This window comes from Pseudomonas oryzihabitans NBRC 102199, assembly GCF_000730625.1.
In the GTDB taxonomy this organism is placed as follows: Bacteria; Pseudomonadota; Gammaproteobacteria; order Pseudomonadales; family Pseudomonadaceae; genus Chryseomonas; species Chryseomonas oryzihabitans.
This window is the reverse complement of record NZ_BBIT01000021.1, coordinates 74303-96723: the sequence shown is the minus strand read 5'-3', so window position 1 is coordinate 96723 and position 22421 is coordinate 74303. Positions and strand designations below refer to the sequence as shown.

Annotated in this window: 19 protein-coding genes; 6 read left to right on the top strand and 13 right to left on the bottom strand. The window is 66.5% G+C overall.

The features are described from left to right. Positions 1 to 15: 15 nt before the first annotated feature. From POR01S_RS20985 to POR01S_RS20970, 4 genes are all read right to left on the bottom strand, one after another. A complete protein-coding gene (locus tag POR01S_RS20985) occupies positions 16 to 2256 on the bottom strand; it encodes a DNA internalization-related competence protein ComEC/Rec2 (RefSeq protein WP_042138155.1) in 2241 nt (746 codons plus the stop codon). Positions 2257 to 2360: 104 nt separating this feature from the next. After that, entirely contained in the window at positions 2361 to 3602 is a 1242-nt protein-coding gene (locus tag POR01S_RS20980; protein WP_027598358.1) for a lipoprotein-releasing ABC transporter permease subunit, read from the bottom strand. Between the two features lie 7 nt (positions 3603 to 3609). Beyond that, a complete protein-coding gene (gene lolD / locus POR01S_RS20975; protein ID WP_026083696.1) occupies positions 3610 to 4311 on the bottom strand; it encodes a lipoprotein-releasing ABC transporter ATP-binding protein LolD in 702 nt (233 codons plus the stop codon). Then, complete coding sequence (locus POR01S_RS20970) at positions 4304 to 5554, bottom strand: lipoprotein-releasing ABC transporter permease subunit (protein ID WP_027598359.1); 1251 nt, start codon at positions 5552 to 5554, stop codon at positions 4304 to 4306. Before POR01S_RS20970 ends, lolD begins: the two co-directional genes overlap by 8 nt. A gap of 107 nt (positions 5555 to 5661) precedes the next feature. On the opposite strand from POR01S_RS20970, the gene POR01S_RS20965 reads away from it, so the two are divergent. Genes POR01S_RS20965 through POR01S_RS20955 form a run of 3 tightly spaced genes read left to right on the top strand, consistent with a single transcriptional unit; the run spans position 5662 to position 7232 of the window. Next, the gene (locus POR01S_RS20965) at positions 5662 to 6213 is read left to right on the top strand and encodes a PilZ domain-containing protein (protein WP_027598360.1); all 552 of its coding nucleotides are present in this window, start codon (positions 5662 to 5664) and stop codon (positions 6211 to 6213) included. Further along, entirely contained in the window at positions 6210 to 6500 is a 291-nt protein-coding gene (locus tag POR01S_RS20960; RefSeq protein WP_042138153.1) for a phosphodiesterase, read from the top strand. Before POR01S_RS20965 ends, POR01S_RS20960 begins: the two co-directional genes overlap by 4 nt. Before the next feature lie 15 nt (positions 6501 to 6515). Beyond that, positions 6516 to 7232 (top strand): glycerophosphodiester phosphodiesterase, encoded by a 717-nt coding sequence (locus POR01S_RS20955; RefSeq protein WP_042138151.1) that lies wholly within the window; start codon positions 6516 to 6518, stop codon positions 7230 to 7232. Positions 7233 to 7590: 358 nt separating this feature from the next. Here POR01S_RS20955 and sthA read toward each other — a convergent pair whose 3' ends face one another. Continuing rightward, positions 7591 to 8985, bottom strand: a complete 1395-nt coding sequence (gene sthA / locus POR01S_RS20950; protein ID WP_027598363.1) for a Si-specific NAD(P)(+) transhydrogenase — start codon at positions 8983 to 8985, stop codon at positions 7591 to 7593. Positions 8986 to 9194: 209 nt separating this feature from the next. Then, on the bottom strand, positions 9195 to 10637 hold the full coding sequence (locus POR01S_RS20945) for a glyceraldehyde-3-phosphate dehydrogenase (protein ID WP_007162394.1): 1443 nt from the start codon (positions 10635 to 10637) through the stop codon (positions 9195 to 9197). 154 nt (positions 10638 to 10791) lie between these two features. Between POR01S_RS20945 and mfd the strand changes: the two genes are divergently transcribed. After that, the gene (gene mfd / locus POR01S_RS20940; RefSeq protein WP_042138149.1) at positions 10792 to 14241 is read left to right on the top strand and encodes a transcription-repair coupling factor; all 3450 of its coding nucleotides are present in this window, start codon (positions 10792 to 10794) and stop codon (positions 14239 to 14241) included. Between the two features lie 45 nt (positions 14242 to 14286). Here the strand turns inward: mfd and POR01S_RS20935 are convergent, their stop codons facing one another. From POR01S_RS20935 to POR01S_RS20925, 3 genes are all read right to left on the bottom strand, one after another. Then, positions 14287 to 15027, bottom strand: a complete 741-nt coding sequence (locus tag POR01S_RS20935) for an S-methyl-5'-thioinosine phosphorylase (RefSeq protein ID WP_042138147.1) — start codon at positions 15025 to 15027, stop codon at positions 14287 to 14289. 11 nt (positions 15028 to 15038) lie between these two features. Next, a complete protein-coding gene (gene nagZ / locus POR01S_RS20930; protein WP_027598366.1) occupies positions 15039 to 16031 on the bottom strand; it encodes a beta-N-acetylhexosaminidase in 993 nt (330 codons plus the stop codon). Between the two features lie 80 nt (positions 16032 to 16111). Then, the gene (locus tag POR01S_RS20925) at positions 16112 to 16822 is read right to left on the bottom strand and encodes a TetR/AcrR family transcriptional regulator (protein ID WP_007162390.1); all 711 of its coding nucleotides are present in this window, start codon (positions 16820 to 16822) and stop codon (positions 16112 to 16114) included. A gap of 235 nt (positions 16823 to 17057) precedes the next feature. Between POR01S_RS20925 and lexA the strand changes: the two genes are divergently transcribed. Together lexA and sulA are read left to right on the top strand one after the other, a co-directional pair. Further along, positions 17058 to 17669 (top strand): transcriptional repressor LexA, encoded by a 612-nt coding sequence (lexA, locus tag POR01S_RS20920; protein ID WP_007162389.1) that lies wholly within the window; start codon positions 17058 to 17060, stop codon positions 17667 to 17669. Positions 17670 to 17851: 182 nt separating this feature from the next. Further along, a complete protein-coding gene (gene sulA / locus POR01S_RS20915; protein WP_007162388.1) occupies positions 17852 to 18352 on the top strand; it encodes an SOS-induced cell division inhibitor SulA in 501 nt (166 codons plus the stop codon). 66 nt (positions 18353 to 18418) lie between these two features. Here sulA and POR01S_RS20910 read toward each other — a convergent pair whose 3' ends face one another. The 4 genes from POR01S_RS20910 to POR01S_RS20895 all read right to left on the bottom strand — a co-directional run bounded on the left by POR01S_RS20910 (position 18419) and on the right by POR01S_RS20895 (position 22370). After that, on the bottom strand, positions 18419 to 18655 hold the full coding sequence (locus POR01S_RS20910; RefSeq protein ID WP_007162387.1) for a hypothetical protein: 237 nt from the start codon (positions 18653 to 18655) through the stop codon (positions 18419 to 18421). Positions 18656 to 18785: 130 nt separating this feature from the next. After that, complete coding sequence (locus POR01S_RS20905; RefSeq protein WP_042138145.1) at positions 18786 to 19304, bottom strand: DUF6586 family protein; 519 nt, start codon at positions 19302 to 19304, stop codon at positions 18786 to 18788. Positions 19305 to 19362: 58 nt separating this feature from the next. Next, positions 19363 to 21969, bottom strand: a complete 2607-nt coding sequence (topA, locus tag POR01S_RS20900) for a type I DNA topoisomerase (RefSeq protein WP_027598369.1) — start codon at positions 21967 to 21969, stop codon at positions 19363 to 19365. Between the two features lie 149 nt (positions 21970 to 22118). Next, positions 22119 to 22370, bottom strand: a complete 252-nt coding sequence (locus POR01S_RS20895; protein ID WP_027598370.1) for a DUF1653 domain-containing protein — start codon at positions 22368 to 22370, stop codon at positions 22119 to 22121. Positions 22371 to 22421: the final 51 nt, after the last annotated feature.

The window sequence follows — 22421 nt, the reverse complement described above, 5'->3', positions numbered from 1 at the left end:
CCTTTGAATAGGCTATCAGGGTGTCGGTGGGCCTATCCGCCACCAATGCCGCACCTGGCGCTGCCCGCGTGGTGCCTCCCAGCGACCCAGGGTCCAGCTCAGGGCGCCCCGCTCGGCGGTGTCGTAGGGCAGCACGCCGCGCTCGCGATAGCGCGCCAGTACCTGGGGATGGGGATGGTCATAGCGATTGTTCAGCCCCCGAGAGATGAGCACGCCACGTGGCTGGACGGCGTCGATGAAGGCGGCGCTGGAGCCGCTGCGACTGCCGTGGTGCGGAGCGATCAGCCATTCCGCTGCCACGGGCACACCGCTGGCCAGCAGTTCGGCTTCACGGCGGGCGTCGATGTCGCCGGTCAGCAACAGGCGCTCGCCCCTCGCCACGACGCTGAGCACGCAGGAGGAAGCGTTGGAATCCGCCGCGGGGCGCCACCAGGTGGTGAAGGCGACCTCGTTCCAGCGCCACTCGGCCCCATCCGTGCAGTCCCGGGCGTGCAGTTCCGGCGTGAGGCGTCCCGCCTCGCCACTGAGCACCTGTCCTGGCGGCAGTCCCCTGGCCACGGCCGGCGCACCACCGGCGTGGTCGGCATCGGCATGACTGAGCAGCATGACGTCCAGGGCGCCGATGCCGAAGGCCTTCAGGTTGGGCAGGACGACCCGGGCGCCGCTGTCGTAGCTGCCCTGGCGCGGACCGGCATCATAGAGCAGTGCATGGTCACGGGTGCGCACCAGCACTGCCAGGCCCTGCCCCACGTCCAGCACGGTGATCCGTGCCAGGCCCTCCGCGGGTAGCGGTGGCGGGGGAAACAGCCCCGGCAGCATCAGCAGCGCGCCGAATAATCGCAGCGGCACCCCCGCGGGCAGCAGGGCCAGCAGCGCGCCCAGCCCCGCCAGCCATAGCGCCCAGGTGGGTGCCATTACCGGTTGCCAGGCCGCCCCCAGGTGCGCCAAGCCGCCCAGCAGCCAGAGCAGTCCCTGCAGCAGGCCACCCGCCAGCAGCAAGGCCGGAGTTCCCAGCGGCGACCAGAGCAGGGACAGCAGCGTCCCCACCAGGGCCAGGGGCACGATGGTCAGGTCCATCAGCGGTACGGCCAGGGCATTGGCCAGCGGACCGCTCAGACTCAGCGGCAGGCCCAGCGCCAGCAGCAGCGGCGCCAGGCCCACGGCCATGCACCACTGAGCGCGTCCGAGGGTGAGCCACCAGGGCAGGCGGCCCAGGCGGCCAGCAAAGCTCCACAGCAGCAACAGCACGGCGCCAAAGGACAGCCAGAAGCCGGGCAGCAGACTGACCAGCGGATTGGCGGCCAGCACCAGCACCAAGGCCAGCAGCACGGCATCCGCCAGCCGCACCTGCTGGCGCCCGAGTTGCCAGACCAGGCCCAGGGTGACCATGACGCAGGCCCGCTGCACCGGCACCTCGAAGCCGGCCAGCAGTCCGTAGCCCAGCGCGGTGGCGATGGTCAGCGCCGCCGCGGACAGGCGCCAGGGCAGCCGGCGCGGCCAGCAGCCACGCCGCGCCAGGAGGACCACTCCGGCATAGACGCCCAGGGCGATCAGGCCGATGTGCTGCCCGGAGATGACCATCAGGTGCACGGTGCCGGTGTCCTGGAACAGCTGCCACTGGGCATCGGTGATGCCCGAGCCGTCACCCACCACCAGGGCGGCGAGCAGGCCGCCCTGCCCGGCCGGATCGCGCCTCTGCAGGTATTGCCGGATGCCGTCGCGCCAGGTCGCCAGGCCACTGGCGGCGGCCAGGCGCTGGCCATCCTTGACGCTGCCGGTGGCGCCTATGCCCTGGGCCAGCAGCCAGGCTTCGCGGTCCTGGCCGAGGGGGTTGACCAGGCCCGCCGGGCCGCGCAACTCCGCGGCCAGGCGCCAGCGTTCGCCGGCCAGCGGGCGCGGCCCGCCGTGCCAGCTCAGGCGGATCCGCGCCGGCAGCTCAAGCGCGCGGCGGCTGGTCGCCCCGGCGAGCACGAAACTCACCGAATCGGCGTCCACCGTGGGCAGCCCGCTGATCTGGCCGTCGATCCACAGCACCCGCTGTTCCAGCGCTGGATCCAGGCGATCGTCCAGCGCCCAGTGGCCATTGAGCAGCGCCCAGGCCAGACCCAGCCCGAGGGCACCGAGCGCCAGGAAGCGGGTGAACGGCAGCACCAGGGCCACGGCCGCGAGGGCCGCCAGCAGCGGTAGCGACGGCAGCGTGGCGAAGGCGCGCAGGAGCAGCACGCCCAGGGCGAAGGACAGCAGAGCGGCGCGCATCAGGACTCCATCCATGGAGAGCCGAAAGGGCTTCAGAAGCGCGGATTAGAGCAGTTTGGACGCCACAGGACCAGGGGCATGGCGCCCCCTGGCCCGGCAGGAGATCAGTCGTAGCGCAGGGCTTCGGCCGGTGAGGTGCGCGAGGCGCGCCAGGCGGGATAGAGGGTTGCCAGGAAACTCATGCTCAGGGCGGCCACGGCGATGAGCACCACGTCTTCCAGCTCCAGCCGCGACGGCAGGTTGCTGATGAAGTACATGTCGCCGCCAAACAGCTTGTGGCCGACCAGGCGCTCCAGGGCGGCGATCCAGCTGCTGACGTTGAGCGCCGCGATGACGCCCAGCACGCCGCCGATCAGGGTACCGACCAGGCCGATCACCGTGCCCTGCACCATGAACACCGCCATGATCTGCCCGGGCGTGGCGCCCAGGGTGCGCAGGATGGCGATGTCGGCCTTCTTGTCGGCCACCACCATGATCAGGGTGGCGATGATGTTGAAGGCGGCCACGGCGACGATCAGCAAGAGCAGCAGGCCGATCATGGTCTTTTCCATCTGCATGGCCTGGAACAGGCTGCCCTGGGAGATCGTCCAGTCGCGCGCCTGGTAGCCGTCGCCGAGGGCCTTGGCCACGTCACGGGAAATGCGCGGCGCCTGGAACAGATCGTCCAGCGCCAGGCGGATGCTTTCCACCTGGCCCGGCTGCCAGCCCTTGAGCGGCGCGGCATCGGCGACGTTGATCAGCGCCAGGGAGGCATCCAGTTCGGCGCCGACCTTGAAGGTGCCGACCACGGTGAAGCGCCGCAGCCGCGGGGTGATGCTGCCGGTGGCGCCGACCTCGGGGATGATCACCGTGACCTGGCTGCCCAGCTCCAGCTGGAAGCGCCGCGCGGCGATCTCGCCCAGCACGATGCCGAATTCGCCAGGCTTGAGGGCGTCGAGACTGCCCTGGGTCATGCGCTCGCCGACGATGGACACGCGTTTTTCCTGGGCGGGATCGATGCCGTCCACCAGCAGCGGCTGCATGCGCCCCCGTACCGAGAGCATGCCCTGCAACTGGGTATAGGGCACCGCCGCCAGCACATGGGGCTGCTGCTCGGCCTTGGCCGCCAGCGGGCGCCAGTCGTCCAGCGGCTGGGCCGCGCTGATGAAGGCATGGGGCACCATGCCGAGGATGCGGCCACGCATTTCCTCCTGGAAGCCGTTCATCACCGACAGCACCAGGATCATGGCCAGCACGCCCAGCGCCAGGCCGAACATGGAGACCAGCGAGAAGAAGGAGATGAACGACTTGCGCCGCTTGGCGCGGGTGTATCTCAGGCCGATGAACAGCGAAAGCGGTCTGAACATGGCGACCTCAGACCTGCCGGGCCGGCGTGGCGTCGACCAGATGGCCTTCGTCCAGGCGCAGCATCCGGTCCATCTGGCCGGCCAGCACCTGGTCGTGGGTCACCACCAGGAAGGCGGTGCGCAGCGAGGTGGACAGCTCCAGCATCAGATCCTGGATGCCGTGCGCGGTGTGCTGGTCGAGGTTGCCGGTGGGTTCGTCGAGCAGCACCAGCTTGGGCTGGTTGACCAGCGCCCGGGCGATGGCCACGCGCTGGCGCTCGCCACCGGACAGCTCGGCCGGCTTGTGGCCCAGGCGATGGCCGAGACCGACCCGCTCCAGCAGCTTGGCGGCGCGCTCGCGGGCCTCGCCGATGGAGGCCTTGCCGATCAACAGAGGCATGCAGACGTTTTCCAGGGCGCTGAATTCGGGCAGCAGGTGGTGGAACTGGTAGACGAAGCCCATGGCGCGATTGCGCAGGAGGCCGCGGGCCTTCTCGTTGAGCGCCGACAGCTCCTCGCCGTCGAGCCAGACACTGCCGCTGCTGGGGGTATCCAGGCCGCCGAGCAGGTTCAGCAGGGTGGTCTTGCCCGACCCGGAACTGCCGACGATGGACACCCGCTCGCCCGGTTGCAGGGTCAGCTGGACGTTGCTCAGCACCTCGACGGTCTGGGGGCCTTCCTCGTAGCGCTTGCCCAGGTCCTGGCAACGCAAAACGGCTCGATCATTCATAACGCAGGGCCTCGGCGGGTTGGGTACGGGCGGCGCTCCAGGAGGGATAGAGCGTGGCCAGGAAGCTCAGGGCAAAGGACGCGCCGCAGACCAGCAGGACGTCGTGCAGCTGCAGCTGCGCCGGCAGGTAGTCGATGAAGTACACCTCGGCGTTGAGGAACTGGTGCCCGGTGACCCGCTGCACCCAGGCCAGGGCGGCGCTGACGTTGAGCGCGGCGAGCACGCCCAGCAGGCAGCCGATGGCGGTGCCGATGACGCCGATGAAGGTCCCCTGGACCATGAACACCGCCATGATCTGCCGGGGCGTGGCGCCCAGGGTGCGCAGGATGGCGATGTCGGATTTCTTGTCGGTCACCACCATCACCAAGGTGGAGACGATATTGAAGGCGGCCACGGCGACGATCAGCAGCAGGAGCAGGCCGATCATGGTCTTTTCCATGCCGATGGCCTGGTAGAGATTGCCGTGGGTGCGGGTCCAGTCGCGGGCGTACCAGTCGTTGCCCGGCAGCTGGCGAGCGATGTTCCAGGACACGTCCGGCGCCTGGAACAGGTCGTGCAGCTTGAGGCGCACGCCCTGTACCGCGTTCGCCGGCCAGCGCTGCAGCCGTGCGGCGTCCTCGATGTCGATCAGGCCCACCGAGCCGTCCAGCTCACCGGCGCCAACGCTGAAGATGCCCACCACAGTGAATCTCTTCATGCGCGGAAACATGCCGGCCGGGGTCACGGCCACTTCCGGGGCGATATAGGTGAGCTTGTCGCCGACCTTGACGCCCAGTTTCTCGGCGGCCAGGGAGCCGATGATGATGCCGAATTCGCCCGGCTTGAGGTCGTCGAGCCGGCCCTCGCGCATGAAGCTGGGGATGATCGAGACCTTGGGCTCCTCGGCCGGATCGATGGCGTTGAGCAATACCGTCTGCACCGCCTTGTCGTGGGCCAGCATGCCCTGCAACTGGGTGAAGGGCGCCACCGCGGCCACCTGGCTGTTCTGCAGCGCCAATTCGCGCACGCTGCGCCAGTCGTTGACCGGCTGGTAGGACTCCACCGTCGCATGGGGAATCATGCCGAGGACGCGATCGCGCATCTCGCGGTCGAAGCCGTTCATGACCGACAGCACCACGATCATCACGACCACGCCGAGTGCCAGGCCGATCATGGAGGTGAGCGAGATGAAGGAGACGAAATGGTTGCGGCGCTTGGCGCGGACGTAACGCAGGCCAAGGTAGATCGGCAGGGGTCTGAACATAGGCTCGCTTGCACGGCGGAAAGACGTAGGCGCCCTGCGGGTTGGACGGCGACACCGTGCCGGCTCGCCGGCTACACTCGGGGCCATCACCCACGGAGCGGCCCGACATGACCACCCCAGACGCGCGTGAACGGCGGGAATACTATCGCATCACCGACCGTATCGCACTGCAAATCAGCCCTGCCGACGGGGTCCCCGGCGAGACCGCGCCGCTGTTCGCACTCCTGAGCGAACTGCATCAGCTGGAATTCGAATCCCGTCATCTGCTGCGCAATCTGGACGAGCGCGACCGCGCCGTCACCGCCTGCCTGCGCCTGGTGCACAAGCGCCTGGACCTGCTCGGCCAGGCCTTTACCTGGAATCTCCTGCACGACAGCGGCGCCACCCGCGACGTGGTGCTGTCCGAAGGCGGCCTGGCCTTCGTCGATGCCGAGCCCTATGCCCTGGGCACCCGCCTAGACCTGCGCATGGCACTGCCGCCCCAGGGCCTGGGCCTGCAGGTGCTGGCCGAGGTGACCGGTTGCCAGGCCGTCAAGGGCGGGTACGAGATCGGCACCAGTTTCATCGACCTGGAAGACGCCCAGCGCCAGCTGCTGGCGCGCCACGTCTTGCGTCAGCAGGCCCGGGTGCGCCGCGCCGACCGTGGAGACGAGGCGTGAAACGCCCCTGGCTGGCGCTCCTGCTGCTCGGCGCCGCCCTGCCCGGCTGGGCCGAGACCCTGCAGATCCCGCTGGGCCAGCAGGGCGATGGCAGTACCCCGCTGCCTCTGCGTGGCGACAGTCGCAGCCAGGTCTTGGAGCGCTTCGGCCTGCCCGATCAGGAGCACCCGCCGGTCGGTCGGCCAGCCATCCGCCGCTGGGACTACAGAGATTTCAGCGTCTATTTCGAAAACGACCGGGTGCTGGATGCGGTTCGCGAACCGCGGCGTCCGGTCCCCTCACCCTAGCGCCTAGGAGCCCTCATGACCCTTATTTACGGACACCGCGGCGCCCGCGGCGAAGCCCCGGAAAACACCCTGGCCGGTTTCGAGCTGTGCCTGGAACTGGGCGTCACGCGCTGCGAGCTGGACCTGCACCTCTCCCGGGACGGCGAGCTGGTGGTGATCCACGACCCGACCCTGAAACGCACCACCGGGCGTGGCGGCAAGGTCAGCGAAAAGGCGGTCGCCGATCTGGTCGCCCTGGATGCCCGCCAGGGGGGGCCGGTGTGGCCGCGCCCCTGCCCCATCCCGACCCTGCGCGAGCTGTTCGAGAAGTGTTCCTTCGAACACTGGCAGCTGGAGGTGAAGAGCGCCTCGCGAGTGCGGGCGGCGCAGACCGTGAGGGCCATCGCCCAGCTGGTCGAGGAATTCGGCCTGCAGAACAAGGTGACCGTCACCAGCTCCTCGCGCGAGGTCCTGCGCGCCCTGCAGCGCGACACCCCACAGCTGGCGCGTGGACTGGTGGCGGAATACGCCTGGCTGGATCCGCTCAAGGTGGCCGCTCACTACGACTGCCACCTGCTGGCGCTGAACTGGACGCTGTGCACCCCGGAACGGCTGCTCAAGGCTCAGCGCCAGGGCCTGCACGTCTCGGTCTGGACGGTGAACGACGCCAGCCTGATGCGCCGCCTGGCCGACTTCGGCGCGGACAGCCTGATCACCGATTTTCCGAGTCTGGCGCGACGGACGCTGGGGTAGGCTCCTGCCTGCCCGAGCAGTCGCGGCCATGGGGTCCGTCGCTGCGGCCGCCTCTGCGGGACTCTGATGCTTCACTGATCGCGGCCATGGGCCGCTCCTACAGGCTCGATGTAACCGTAGGAGCGGCCCATGGCCGCGATAAAGACAGCGCTCCTACCTCTAGGCAAACACCCGTAGGAGCGGCCGCAGCGGTGGACCGCCATGGCCGTGATGCGAGCCGACTCCGTAGCGTGGAAAACGCCGCAGCCTTTTCCACTGGAGACTGCTACGGGGAGCACCCTCACCCCAGCCCTCTCCCGAGGGGAGAGGGGGGCTAGCCGAGCGGACATTCGCCTCCGTCCGCTCAACCTGGGCCGACTCAAAACAACCGATTCAAGCCATCGAAAGCCGCTACCCGGTAGGCCTCGGCCATGGTCGGGTAATTGAAGGTGGTGTTGACGAAATAGCGGATGCTGTTCGCCTCGCCTTCCTGGTTCATGATCGCCTGGCCGATGTGCAGGATCTCCGAGGCCTGGTCGCCGAAGCAGTGCACGCCCAACACCTGCAGGGTCTCGCGGTGGAAGAGGATCTTCAGCATGCCCACCGGTTCGCCGGAGATCTGCGCCCGCGCCATGCTCTTGAAGAAGGCCTTGCCGACCTCATAGGGCACTCGCTCCTGGGTCAGCTCGCGCTCGGTCTTGCCCAGCGAACTGATCTCGGGAATGGTGTAGATGCCGGTGGGGATGTCGTTGACCACCCGCCCGTTGTTGTCGTGCAGGATATTGTCCGAGGCCGAACGCCCCTGGTCGTAGGCGGCACTGGCCAGGCTTGGCCAGCCGATGACGTCGCCCGCCGCATAGATGTTGGCGACCGAGGTCCGGTAGTTCTCGTCGACGGTGACCTGGCCCCGGCTGTTGACCGAGATGCCCACGTTCTGCAGGCCCAGCTGGTCGGTGTTGCCGGTCCGGCCGTTACACCACAGCAGGGCATCGGCGCGCAGCTTCTTGCCGGACTTCAGGTGCAGGACGACGCCGTTTTCCTGGCCTTCGATGCGCTCGTATTCCTCATTGTGACGAATGAGCACATTGTTGTTCTGCAGGTGATAGCTCAGGGCGTCCGAGATCTCGTCGTCGAGGAAGCTGAGCAGCTGGTCGCGGTTGTCGATCAGGTCCACCAGCACGCCGAGACCACTGAAGATGGAGGCGTATTCGCTGCCGATCACCCCGGCACCATAGATGATCAGCCGGCGCGGGGTATGGGTCAGCGACAGGATGGTGTCGCTGTCGTAGATGCGCGGATGGCTGAAGTCTACGTCCACCGGGCGATAGGGTCGCGAGCCGGTAGCGATGACGACCTGCTTGGCCACCAGGCGCTCCAGATCGCCACGCAGGTTGACGATCTCGATGGTGTTCTCGTCGGCGAAGCTGGCGGTACCGAAGAACAGGTCGACGCGATTGCGCGCGTAGTAGCTGGTGCGGGACGACACCTGGCGGGCGATCACCCGCTCGGCGCTGCGCAGCACATCGGGAAAGGAGAACCAGCGCGGCTCGCCGATGGAGCGGAACATCTCGTTGGTGTTGAACTGGATGATCTGCTTGACCGAATGGCGCAGCGCCTTGGAGGGAATGGTGCCCAGGTGGGTGCAGTTGCCGCCGACCACCTGGCGATTGTCCACCACCGCCACGCGACGGCCATTCTTGGCGGCGTTCATCGCCGCGCCCTCGCCTGCCGGTCCCGAACCCAGTACCACCACGTCGTAGCTATAGACCGCCATGCTTTCTCCTCAGAAGGTTAGCCGTCCGCAGGCGACGGCTGGAGCCGGACCGCCTCGCGAGAGGTCGGATCCGGCGCGAGATCGCCCCAGGGGGCTGCGACCTCTTGTCACGGGTCGCTATTGTGGCGCAAAACCCGGTCAAAACGAAAACGGGAGCCACGCGGGCTCCCGTTTTTTCTTGCAAGTCAGCCTTGCCTAGGACGCAAGACTCAGGCCGGGAAGGCCGGCGGATTGACGCCCGCCATCTCTTCCAGCACCCGCACGACCTGGCAGCTGTAGCCGAACTCGTTGTCGTACCAGACGTAGAGGACGACACGGTTGTCGCTGACGATGGTGGCACCGGCATCGACCACACCCGCATGGCGGGAGCCGACAAAGTCGCTGGACACCACTTCCGGCGAGTTCACGAAGTCGATCTGCTTGTGCAGCGGCGAGTGCAGCGCCATCTCGCGCAGGTACTCGTTGATCTCGTCCTTGCTGGTGGCGTTTTCCAGGTTCAGGTTGAGGATCGCCATGGAGACGTTGGGCGTCGGCACGCGGATGGCGTTGCCGGTCAGCTTGCCAGCCAGTTCCGGCAGTGCCTTGGCCACGGCCTTGGCGGCGCCGGTCTCGGTGATGACCATGTTCAGCGCGGCGCTGCGGCCACGGCGATCGCCCTTGTGGAAGTTGTCGATCAGGTTCTGGTCGTTGGTGTACGAATGCACGGTCTCGACGTGACCGTTGACGATGCCGTACTTGTCGTTGACCGCCTTCAGGATCGGCACGATGGCGTTGGTGGTGCAGGAGGCCGCGGTGACGATGGTGTCTTCGGCGGTAATGGTGTCATGGTTGATGCCATGCACGATGTTCTTCAGGCTGCCCTTGCCGGGTGCGGTCAGCACCACGCGGGAGACGCCCTTGCACTTGAGGTGCTGGCCCAGGCCTTCGGCATCGCGCCACTTGCCGGTGTTGTCGACCACGATGGCATCCTGGATGCCGTACTGGGTGTAGTCGACGGTGGTGGGATCGTTGGAGTAGATCACCTTGATCAGGGTGCCGTTGGCACACAGGGTGCTGTTGGCTTCGTCGACGGTGATGGTGCCGTCGAAGGAACCGTGCACGGAGTCGCGACGCAGCAGGCTGGCACGCTTGACCAGATCATTGTCGGCGCCCTTGCGCACGACGATGGCGCGCAGGCGCAGGCCGTCGCCGCTACCCTGGTGCTCGATGAGGATGCGCGCCAGCAGACGACCGATGCGACCGAAGCCGTAGAGGACCACGTCCTTGCCCTTGCGCTGCTCGACGCCCTGCTTGCCGACCACGGCGGACAGCTCGCTGCGCAGGAAGTCCTTGAGGTCGCGACCGGCGCCTTCGGCCTTGAATTTCAGGCTCAAGCGGGCGAGGTCGATGGAGGCGGCGCCCAGTTCCAGCTCGCTCAGGGCCTTGACCAGCGGGTAGGTGTCCTGCACGGACAGCTCGACGTTGTCGATCTGGCGGGCGAACCGGTGGGCCTTGAGAATGGAGATCACCGAACGGTTGACCAAACCGCGACCGTAAATGGAGGTCACAACATTGTTGTTACGGTACAGCTGACCAATCAGGGGAATCATGGCCTCGGCGAGCGCTTCGCGATCGATCCATTCTTCAAGGCACTGCTCAGGCTTCTGACTCACGACAAATCCTTCCCTATGTAGGAGCTGAAAAAAGGAACTACATTATGACCGCGCTGCCTGTCCCAGGCAATCTACGCGCGTCGCTGCACTGACAGCGTGAAAGCCCGGTCGTTACAATCCCAACCCTCCCGAAATCCACCGGAGTTCCGCCCGCGTGTCAGTTTTGCGTACCCCGTCAATTCCTGAAACCGCCGGCCGCCAGCAGTGGGGCAATCTGCCCGGCGCCGCGCTAGCCCTCGCCATCGCTGAAGCCGCCAAGGCCGCGACCCGCCGCTTCACCCTGCTGATCACCCAGGACAGCCAGACCGCTGATCGCCTGGAGCAGGAACTGCGCTTCTTCGCCCCTGAACTTCCGGTACTGAATTTTCCCGATTGGGAGACGCTGCCCTACGATGTCTTCTCGCCCCACCAGGACATCATCTCCCAGCGTGTCGCCACCCTTTATCGGCTGCCGGAGCTGTCCCACGGCATTTTGGTAGTCCCTCTGGCGACTGCCCTACACCGCCTGGCGCCCACTCGCTTCCTGCTCGGCAGCAGCCTGGTGCTGGACGTCGGCCAGCGGCTGGACGTGGAAGCCACCCGCGCGCGCCTGGAAGCGGCCGGCTATAGATATGTGGATACGGTGTACGAACACGGCGAATTCGCCGTGCGCGGCGCCCTGATCGATCTCTTTCCCATGGGCAGCAACCTGCCTTACCGGATCGACCTGTTCGACGACGAGATCGAGACGCTGCGTACCTTCGATCCGGAAACGCAGAGATCCATCGACAAGGTCGACAGCATCCGTCTCCTGCCGGCGCGGGAATTCCCGCTGCATAAGGAGGCGGTGACCGGCTTTCGTGCGCGATTCCGCGAAAGATTCGACGTGGACTATCGCCGCTGCCCCATCTATCAGGATCTGGCCAGCGGCATCACCCCGGCAGGCATCGAGTACTACCTGCCGCTGTTCTTCGACGAGACCTCGACCCTCTTCGACTATCTGCCGGCCAACACCCAGGTGTTTTCCCTGCCGGGTATCGAACAGGCGGCCGAGCAATTCTGGATCGATGTCCGTAATCGCTACGAAGACCGCCGGGTCGATCCGGAGCGGCCGCTGCTGCCGCCGGCCGATGTCTTCCTGCCGGTGGAAGACTGCTTCGCCCGGCTGAAGGCCTGGCCGCGGGTGGTCATCGGCGCGGACGACCTGGAAGCCGGCGTGGGCCGCGAGCGCTTCGCCGCACGCGCCCTGCCGGACCTGGCCATCGACGCCAAGGCCAGCCAGCCGCTGGCGGCCCTGGAGCACTTCATCACCGATTTCCCCGGTCGCGTGCTGTTCACCGCGGAAAGCGCCGGTCGCCGCGAGGTGCTGCTGGAGCTGCTCGCCCGACTGAACCTGCGCCCTGGCCAGGTCGACGGCTGGGCGGCCTTCCAGGCCAGCGCCGAGCGCATCGCCATCGCCCTGGCGCCGCTGGACGAAGGCCTGGTGCTGGATGACGCCGGGGTCGCCCTGATTCCGGAGAATCCGCTGTTCGGCCAGCGCATCATGCAGCGCCGCCGGCGCGAGAAAGGCCGTGACGCCGGCGAGAACGTCATCAAGAACCTCACCGAGCTGCGCGAAGGCGCGCCGGTGGTGCACATCGACCATGGCGTCGGCCGCTACATGGGCCTGATCACCCTGGAGCTGGACGACCAGCCCCAGGAATTCCTGCTGCTCGAATACGCCGACGACGCCAAGCTCTATGTGCCGGTGGCCAACCTGCACCTGATCGCCCGCTACTCGGGCACCGACGACGCCCTGGCGCCGTTGCACAAGCTGGGGTCCGAGACCTGGCAGAAGGCCAAGCGCAAGGCCGCCGAACAGGTGCGCGACGTGGCTGCCGAACTGCTCGACATCTATGCCCGGCGCGCCGCGCGCAAAGGCTATGCCTTCAAGGACCCGGCGGCGGACTACGCCACCTTCTCCGCCGGCTTCCCCTTCGAGGAGACGCCGGACCAGCAGGCCGCCATCGAGGCGGTGCACCGGGACATGCTGGCGGGCACGCCTATGGATCGCCTGGTCTGCGGCGACGTGGGCTTCGGCAAGACCGAGGTGGCCATGCGCGCGGCCTTCATCGCCGTGCACGGTGGCCGCCAGGTGGCGGTGCTGGTCCCCACCACCCTCCTCGCCCAGCAGCACTACAACAGCTTCCGCGATCGCTTCGCCGACTGGCCGGTACGCGTCGAGGTGATGAGCCGCTTCAAGTCGGCCCAGGAAGTCGCCGCCGCCGCACGCGAGCTGGCCGAAGGCAAGATCGACATCATCATCGGCACCCACAAGCTGTTGCAGGGCGACGTGAAGTTCAAGGACCTGGGCCTGGCCATCATCGACGAAGAGCACCGCTTCGGGGTGCGCCAGAAGGAACAGCTCAAGTCGCTGCGCAGCGAGGTGGACATCCTCACTCTCACCGCCACGCCGATCCCACGCACCCTGAACATGGCCGTGGCCGGCATGCGCGACCTGTCCATCATTGCGACCCCGCCGGCTCGGCGTCTCTCGGTGCGCACCTTCGTCATGGAGGAGCAGAACGCGGTGATCAAGGAAGCCCTGCTGCGCGAACTGCTGCGCGGCGGCCAGGTGTACTTCCTGCACAACGAGGTCAAGACCATCGAGAAGCGGGCCCGCGAACTGGCCGAGCTGGTGCCGGAGGCCCGCGTCGGCATCGGCCACGGACAGATGCGCGAACGCGATCTCGAACAGGTGATGAGCGATTTCTACCACAAGAGATTCAACGTGCTGGTGGCCTCGACCATCATCGAGACCGGCATCGACGTGCCCAATGCCAACACCATCATCATCGAGCGCGCCGACAAGTTCGGCCTGGCCCAGCTGCACCAGCTGCGCGGCCGGGTCGGCCGTAGTCACCACCAGGCCTATGCCTATCTGCTCACCCCGCCGCGCAAGGGCATGACGCCGGACGCCGAGAAGCGCCTGGAAGCCATCGCCGGTGCCCAGGACCTGGGGGCCGGCTTCATCCTGGCGACCCACGACCTGGAGATCCGCGGCGCCGGCGAACTGCTCGGCGAAGGCCAGAGCGGCCAGATCCAGGCGGTCGGCTTCACTCTCTACATGGAAATGCTGGAGCGCGCGGTCAAGGCCATCCGCAAGGGCGAGCAGCCCAACCTGGAACAACCCCTGGGCGGCGGTCCGGACATCAACATGCGCGTGCCCGCGCTGATCCCGGAAGACTACCTGCCCGACGTCCATGCGCGGCTGATCCTCTACAAGCGCATCGCCTCGGCGGCGGACGAAGACGCCCTCAAGGAATTGCAGGTGGAGATGATCGACCGCTTCGGGCTCCTGCCGGAACCGACCAAGAACCTGGTGCGCCTGACGCTGCTCAAGCTGCGTGCGGAAGGCCTGGGCATCGTCAAGGTGGATGCCGGGCCCCAGGGCGGACGGCTGGAATTCGCCGCCGACACCCAGGTGGATCCGCTGGTGCTGGTGAAGATGATCCAGGCGCAGCCGAAGAAGTACCGGCTGGAAGGCGCGACCCTGTTCAAGTTCCAGGTACCCATGGAGCGGGCGGAAGAGCGCTTCAACGTCCTGGAAGCCCTGTTCGACCGCCTGACGCCCGCCGCCAGCTGATCGAAGAGCCGCTCCCGGTCGATCCCGGGAGCGGCTTGAGCGCTATCAGCCGGCCAGCACCTCGGCCAGCACCTGCCGCACCTCGTCGATGCCGCTGGCCAGGACGGCTTCGATCTCGGCCATGGTGATTTCCCGCTGCACCTTGCCGGCCGCCGGATTCACCACCAGCGCCAGGCAGGCGTAGGGCAGGCCCAATTCGCGGGCCAGGGCCGCTTCCGGCATCCCGGTCATGCCAACGATGTCGCAACCGTCGCGCTCCAGCCGGACGATCTCCCCCGCCGTCTCCAGGCGCGGCCCCTGAGTCGCGGCATAGACGCCATGGTCGCTGTGCGGCAGCTGCAGCCTGCGCAGTGCCCCGAGCAGACGCTGCCGCAGGGGCTCATCGTAGGGAAAGCTGAAGTCGATGTGGGTGACGTGCGCAAGGTCGGCCCCTTCGAAGAAGGTATGGCCGCGCCCCCAGGTGTAGTCCACCAGTTGATGGGGCACGCACAGATGGCCGCTGCCCATGGCGGCGTGGATACCGCCCACGGCGTTCACCGCGACGATGGCCTCGGCCCCGGCCTCCTTGAGCGCCCAGAGATTGGCGCGGTAGTTGACCTGATGCGGCGGAATGCGATGGGGATGGCCATGGCGCGCCAGGAACAGCACCCGGCGCCCGGCATAGTGGCCGCGCTGCACGGGCGCCGAGGGCGCGCCCCAGGGCGTCTCGAAGGTCTGGGCCTGGTCCAGCTCCAGACCCGCGAGCGCGGTGAGGCCGGTACCGCCGATGATGGCGTAGGTAGTCATGGGAATGTCCTTTAGATGAGGTCAGCCTGGCGCAACCGCCGCAGGGCAAGACTCCACTGCGGTTGCTGCCGGTAATCGAGATCGACGTGGCGGCGGGCCCTCATGCTGGCCAGCCGCGGCGCGGGCGAGACGCCCAACTGCTGCACCCGGGTCAGGGCCAGCTCGGCCGCTGCGCGGTCATTGCACACCAGCCCCATGTCGCAGCCGGCGCTGAGCGCGGCCTCGACGCGCTGGCCGGCATCGCCCGCCACGTGGGCGCCCGCCATCGACAGGTCGTCACTGAAGATCACGCCCTGGTAATCCAGTTCGCCGCGCAGGATGTCCTGCAGCCAGCGCCGGGAAAAGCCGGCCGGCTGGGGATCCACCGCGGGATAGATGACGTGAGCGGGCATCACCGCGCCCAGGGTCGGCAACAGGGCCTGGAAGGGGCGCAGGTCGGTGCGCAGCAGGGTATCGAGATCGCGCTCGTCGGTGGGAATGGCATAGTGGGAATCGGCTTCGGCCCAGCCATGCCCGGGGAAGTGCTTGCCGGTGGCGGCCATACCGGCGTCGCCCATGCCGGCGATGAAGGCACCACCCAGCTCGATCACCTGCTCGGCCTTGCCGAACGAACGTGCGCCTATGACCTGACTGCGCCCATGGTCGACGTCCAGCACCGGTGCGAAGCTGAAGTCCAGGCCCACCGCCAGGATCTCGGTCGCCATCAGCCAGCCGCAGAGGCGGGCCAGTTCCGCGCTGTCCGCGCGACCGCCCAGTTGCCCCATGGCCGGCAGGCGGACCACGTCACGACGCAGGCGCTGCACGCGACCGCCTTCCTGGTCCACGGCCAGCAGCAGTTCCGGCCGCAGGGCGCGGATGGCACGGCATAGCTCGCGAACCTGGCCCGGGGTTTCGATGTTGCGGGCGAACAGGATCAGTCCGCCCACCTCCGGCTGACGCAGCAGCTGGCGATCCTCGGCGGTGAGCCAGGTGCCAGCGATATCGACCATCAGGGAGCCTTGCATGGGTACCTCGTCCGAATGCTCCGGCGCACGGCGCCGTGAAAGGGACGCAAGCTTACCCCAGCCACCCTTGATGCCGCAGCCTAGTAGGTCTCGGCCGTCTCCACGGCGACCGGCCGCCGCGGCCGATACTGGGCCTGGGCCAGTTCCGGTGCGTGCATCGCCGTGGGCGCCCGCATGCCGGTGGCGAGAAAGGGCACCATCAGCCGCAGCACCTGGTCGGTGTGGGTATCGACGCCGAAGTCGTTCTCGCCGATTGCCCGCAGCGCCTTGATGCCGGACATGCTGAACACCGCTGCGCCGAGCATGAAGTGGGCGCGCCAGAACAGCTCCAGGGGCGGAATCTCGGGAACTGCCCGGTTCACCAGCAGCAGGAAGCGGCGGAAGGCACGGCCATAGGTCTGCTCCAGGTATTTGCGCAGGTGGCCCTGGCTCTGGCTGAACGCCAGTCCCAGCAGCCGCATGAACACCGAGAGGTCATTGCCATGCCGCGGCTTGATGGCCAGGGAGTGATCCACCAGCAGATTCAGCAGCGCCTCCAGGCTCACCTCCTCGCCATTCCTGGGCTGCCACTGATCCAGATCCCGTTCCAGGTTGAAGCAGAAGGGATCGAGAAAGCGCGAGAACACCGCCTGGATCAGGGCCTTCTTGGATCCGAAGTGATAGTTGACCGCCGCCAGGTTGACCCCGGCTCTGGTGGTGATGAGTCGCAGCGAGGTCTCGGCAAAGCCGCGCTCGGCGAACAGTTGCTCGGCCGCATCCAGAATGCGCTCCACGGTATCCGACTGCGCCATGACCTTCCCCGGTAGATGAATTCCGTTTGAAACATATGTTTCAAACGCTATCGAAGTCAATCGCGGTTCGGCCGGCGAGCCACCAGCCAATGGCCTGGAAGCCGCGTCTTTCCACCCTCTGCGGGCTTCTGGTCACGATCGCGGCCTGTCGTCCGAAGTCGAGGTCGGCGGCCTTGCCTACCACCCGGACTTACTGTATATAATCACAGCATCATTAGACGACGCGACGTGCATCATGCTGAAACTGACACCGCGACAAGCCGAGATCCTGGCCTTCATCAAGCGTTGCCTCGAAGCCAATGGCTTTCCGCCTACCCGCGCGGAGATCGCGCAGGAGCTTGGTTTCAAATCGCCGAATGCGGCCGAGGAGCACCTCAAGGCGCTGGCCCGCAAGGGTGCCATCGAGATGACGCCGGGCGCCTCCCGGGGCATCCGCATCCCGGGTCTGGATACCTCGCGCAAGGCCGACGAGAGCCTGCCGGTCATCGGTCGGGTCGCTGCGGGCGCCCCCATCCTGGCCGAGCAGAACGTCGAGGAAAACTGCGCCATCAACCCGGCCTTCTTCCAGCCGCGTGCCGACTACCTGCTCAAGGTCAAGGGCATGAGCATGAGAGATGTCGGCATCCTCGATGGCGACCTGCTGGCCGTCCATGTGACCCGCGAAGTGCACAACGGCCAGATCGTCGTGGCCCGGGTGGGCGACGAAGTCACCGTGAAGAGATTCAAGCGCTCGGGCAACCAGGTCACCCTGCTGGCGGAAAATCCCGAGTTCTCCCCTATCGAAGTCGATCTTTCCACCCAGGAATTCGCCATCGAAGGGTTAAGCGTCGGCGTCATCCGCCGCTAACGTCTAAGGCTGGCCCTCGGGCCAGCCGTTATCACGCCTTTATGCCTTACGCCGAAGTCTTGATCGGGGGTATCTGTTCGCGCTCCGGAAAGCGCTCAAGACCAGGCTGAGCACAGTGACGTCATGTATCCGTGGTACATGATCTCGTGTGGATTTGATCGAGTCGCCTCCAGGAGGTCGCCATGCAATTTCCCCTGATGTTCGATGCGCCGCGCTCGTCGGTTCAAGAGCTGGATCTGGCACCGGAGTTCCTGCTGCAGGAGCTGACCGCCTTTCTGCCCAAGCCTGGCAAGCCGGCCCGAGAACTGCCCGCCGCTCCACTGCCGGACACCTTCAGCGAGATGTCCCTGCACGGCAGCCAGGAACAGTGCCTGCAGTTGCTGGCGCCCATCCTGCGCCAGCTGAGCGACAAGGACGATGCCCGCTGGCTGACCCTGGTCACCCCGCCGTCGCTGCTCAGCAACGCCTGGTTGCGCAGTACCCATCTGAATCCGGAGCGCGTACTGCTACTGCAGACGCCGAGCGCTGCCAAGACGCTGCAACTGGCCTGCGAGGTGCTGCGCAAGGGGCAGAGCCATACGGTGATCAGCTGGTTGCACGACCTGAGCGATGCGGGCAAGCAGCAGCTGGCACGTGCCGCGGCCCAGGGCAACAGCCAGAGTCTGAACGTCAGATTCGCGTAGGAAGCAGGCGGCGGGACGGGATGTAGCGGCGGCATTCCAGGACGGAATGCCGGATCTGGAAAAGAATCAGTGCAGGACGCGCGGTTGATCGTCGCGCTGGAGGCTATCGCCTTCGGCCAGGCGCCCGGCCATCTGCACACCCAGGTTGAACATGGCCTTGGCCACCTCTATCTGCTGTCCATGCAGGAAATCCTTGGCATCGCTGGAAAACTCCAGGGTAACGAGGGCTTCCTCGTCGTCCGCACGGCGCAACACGATGCGACCATCGGAGAGTTCAACGATTTCCAGGTAGGCAGTAGTCATTCAGTATCTCCACAGCTAAGCGGACAGTGTAACAGCGTGGGGTCTGAGAGGCTGACTTGCCTGAGCCTTTTTCGACGGTCTGCAAGGCCATCATCCTGACGGCCTCTACGGCATTGTAGCGAGAACTGCCCTACCACTCGGTCATGGCGCCACGGAATCTGAGCGCCGTCTGCTTGAGGCTTTCACGCCAGGCTTCCACCTCTTCGAGACCCAGCTCCGGCTCGGCCGGCTCCAGGCTGACCGCCTCGATCAAGGGCAGCATCGGATCCTGCTTGGGTCGCCGGGGTGCCTGGGGCGGCTGCAGCAGCCGCTGGTACTCGGCGATCAGTCGCGCCAGCCAGGTCTCCGGATTGCCGGCCAGTTCGACGAGCTCGCCTATCTCCGGGCTGGGTGCCTCATCCAGGGCGGCGGGCGCGAGCAGCACCGCCAGCGAGGTGGCCTCCATGGTGGGGTGCCGGTAAAAACCCGCCACCTCCTGGCAGAGACCGAGCAGCGCGCCGTGCAGGTGAAACAGGCAGGCTTCCCGCTCGGCCATGATCCGGCCCTGGCTTTGCGCGGCGGGCGCAGCCTGGGCCAGGCGCCAGTTTTCCAGGGCCAGACCGGCAAAGTACAGCTTCTGGTTGGTGCGGGTATAACGCTCGTTGGCCATGCCCTTCTCCTGGAGCCGGCTCACGCCGGCCTCCTGTCTGCAGTTGGCGCTAGAGACGCTAGCGCTTTTCTTCCACCTGCCACTTCTTGCCGTCGTAGAAGGCCTTCCAGCCGGTGGGCTTGCCCTCGACCTCGGTCTGCACGTACTGCTCCTTGGTCTTGCGGCTGAAGCGGATCACCGCCGGACGGCCTTCAGAGTCCTTCACCGGGGCACTGAGCAGATAATGGTACTTGGGATCGATCTCGTCGCGATGGGGCAGCAATTCGCTGACCAACGGCGCGCGGGTCTCGCGATTCTTCGGGAAGCCACTGGCAGCCAGGAACAGCCCCGAGGCGCCATCGCGCAGCACATAGGTGTCGTCGACCTTTTCGCAGCGCAGCTCCGGCATGGGCACGGCGTCCATCTTCGGCGGGGCCGGCTCGCCGTTCTTGAGCAGCTTGCGGGTGTTCTTGCAGGCCGGATTGGTGCAGCCGAAGAACTTGCCGAAGCGCCCGGTCTTGAGTTGCATCTCGCTGCCGCACTTGTCGCATTCCAGCGATGGGCCTTCGTAGCCCTTGATGCGATAGCTGCCCTCTTCGATCTCGTAGCCCGGGCAGTCCGGGTTGTTGCCGCAGACGTGCAGCTTGCGGTGCTCGTCGATCAGGTAGGCATCCATCGCCGTGCTGCAGATGGGGCAACGGTGCTTGCCGCGCAGGACCAGGGACTCGGATTCGCCCTCGTCGTCTTCGGCGATCTCGTCGCCCGGCACCAGGTTGATGGTGGCCTTGCAGCGTTCCTTGGGCGGCAGGGCATAGCCCGAGCAGCCGAGGAACACCCCGGTGGACGCGGTGCGGATCATCATCGGCCGGCCGCAGACCTGGCAGGGAATGTCGGTCAGGGTGGGCTGGTTGGCCCTCATGCCCTTCTCGCCGGCCTCGGCGGTCTCCAGCTTCTGCTTGAAGTCGCCATAGAATTCGTCGAGCAGGTTCTTCCAGTCCCGCTCGCCCTGGGCAACGTTGTCCAGGTTGCCTTCCATGTTGGCGGTGAAGCTGAAGTCCATCAGGTTGGCAAAGCTTTCGTTGAGGCGATCGGTGACGATGTCGCCCATCTTCTCGGCATAGAAGCGGCGGTTGTGCACCGTCACGTAGCCACGATCCTGGATGGTGGAAATGATGGCCGCGTAGGTGGAGGGTCGGCCGATGCCGCGCTTCTCCAGTTCCTTGACCAGGCTGGCTTCCGAGAAGCGCGCCGGCGGCTTGGTGAAATGCTGGCTCGGGTCGAGCTTGACCAGGCCGAGGTCCTCGCCCTGCTTCATCTCGGGCAGCACGTCGTCGTCGCCCGGCTTGCTCTGTTGCGGCAGGACGCGGGTGTAGCCATCGAACTTGAGAATGCGGCCGCGGGCACGCAGCTCGAAATCACCCGCCGCGGCGGTCACCGTGGTGGACAGGTACTCGGCCGGCGGCATCTGGCAGGCCAGGAACTGGCGCCAGATCAGTTCGTACAGGCGCTCGGCGTCACGCTCCATGCCTGACAGGCTGTTGGGCTTGACGTTGACGTCGGACGGGCGGATGGCCTCGTGCGCTTCCTGGGCGCCTTCACGGCTGCCGTAGACGTTGGCCTTTTCCGGCAGGTACTGCTTGCCGAATTCGCTCTCGATATAGCCGCGGGCCATGGCGATGGCATCGCCCGACAGGTTGGTCGAGTCGGTACGCATGTAGGTGATGTAGCCGGCCTCATAGAGACGCTGGGCCATCATCATGGTCTTCTTCACCCCGAAGCCCAGGCGATTGCTCGCCGCCTGCTGCAGGGTGGAGGTGATGAAAGGTGCCGAGGGCCGGCTGCTGGTCGGCTTGTCTTCGCGCTTGGCGATGCGATAGGCGGCCTTTTCCAGCTTGGCCAGGGCGGCCTTGGCCTGGGCTTCGTTCAGCGGCTTGAAGGCTTCGCCCTTCTCGCGCACCACTTCGAAGCGCACCTGGGCCTTTTTCGGCGTGGCCAGGTCGGCATGGATCTCCCAGTATTCCTCGGGGACGAAGGCGCGGATCTCGCGTTCGCGCTCCACCACCAGCTTGACCGCGACGGACTGCACCCGACCGGCGGACAGGCCACGGGCGATCTTCGACCACAGCAGCGGCGAGACCATGTAGCCGACCACGCGGTCGAGGAAGCGCCGCGCCTGCTGGGCGTTGACGCGATTGATGTCCAGCTCGCCGGGCTGGGAGAAGGCTTCCTGAATGGCCTTCTTGGTGATCTCGTTGAAGACCACGCGCTTGTAGCGCGAGTCGTCGCCACCGATGGCTTCCCGCAGGTGCCAGGCGATGGCCTCCCCTTCGCGGTCCAAGTCGGTTGCGAGATAGACGGTGTCGGCGTCCTTGGCGAGGCGGCGCAGCTCCTCGATCACCTTTTCCTTGCCGGGCAGGATCTCGTAGTGGGCCTTCCAGCCGTGCTCGGGGTCGACGCCCATGCGGGCGAACAGCTGGCGCCGGGCCTTTTCCTTGGGTGACAGCGCGGGCGCCTCGGCGGCGGTCTTGCGCGTCTTGGCGGCGGGCTCCTTGGCGGTGCCGGCGCCGCTGGTGGGAAGGTCGCGGATATGGCCGATGCTCGACTTCACCACGTACTGGTTGCCCAGGTACTTGTTGATGGTCTTGGCCTTGGCCGGGGATTCCACGATGACCAGCGATTTACCCATGGGAGAGTCAGATTCCTGCTTGAAAGCGATGAGCGAGCGAAAGGCGAGCGCCGGAACGGCGAATGGAGGACCAGAACTTCTTCAGTCTGGTGCGCCGGGGGCGGTCGGCCAACGCGGCACCGCTATATATAGTGGCGATGTCGGCAAGGTCAAGGCTGCGGCGTGGCATCCAGACCCAAGGGATCGGCTTCGACGCTGATCAGCGCGAAGCGCGGCACCTGCTCGCCATCGACCTGGACGCTCTCGCGAAACATGCTCAGAGGCCGGGCCCAGAGTCCGTATTCGCCGTACAGCGCCTGATAGATGACCAGCTCTTCCTCGGTCTCCGAATGCCGGGCCACGCCCAGTACCCGATACTGCTGCCCCTTGTAGTGCCGGTAGAGTCCCGTCTGCAATGCCATGTTCCACCTCGAAAAAAGAAAACCGGGGCAGCCCTGGGGGCGCCCCGGTCG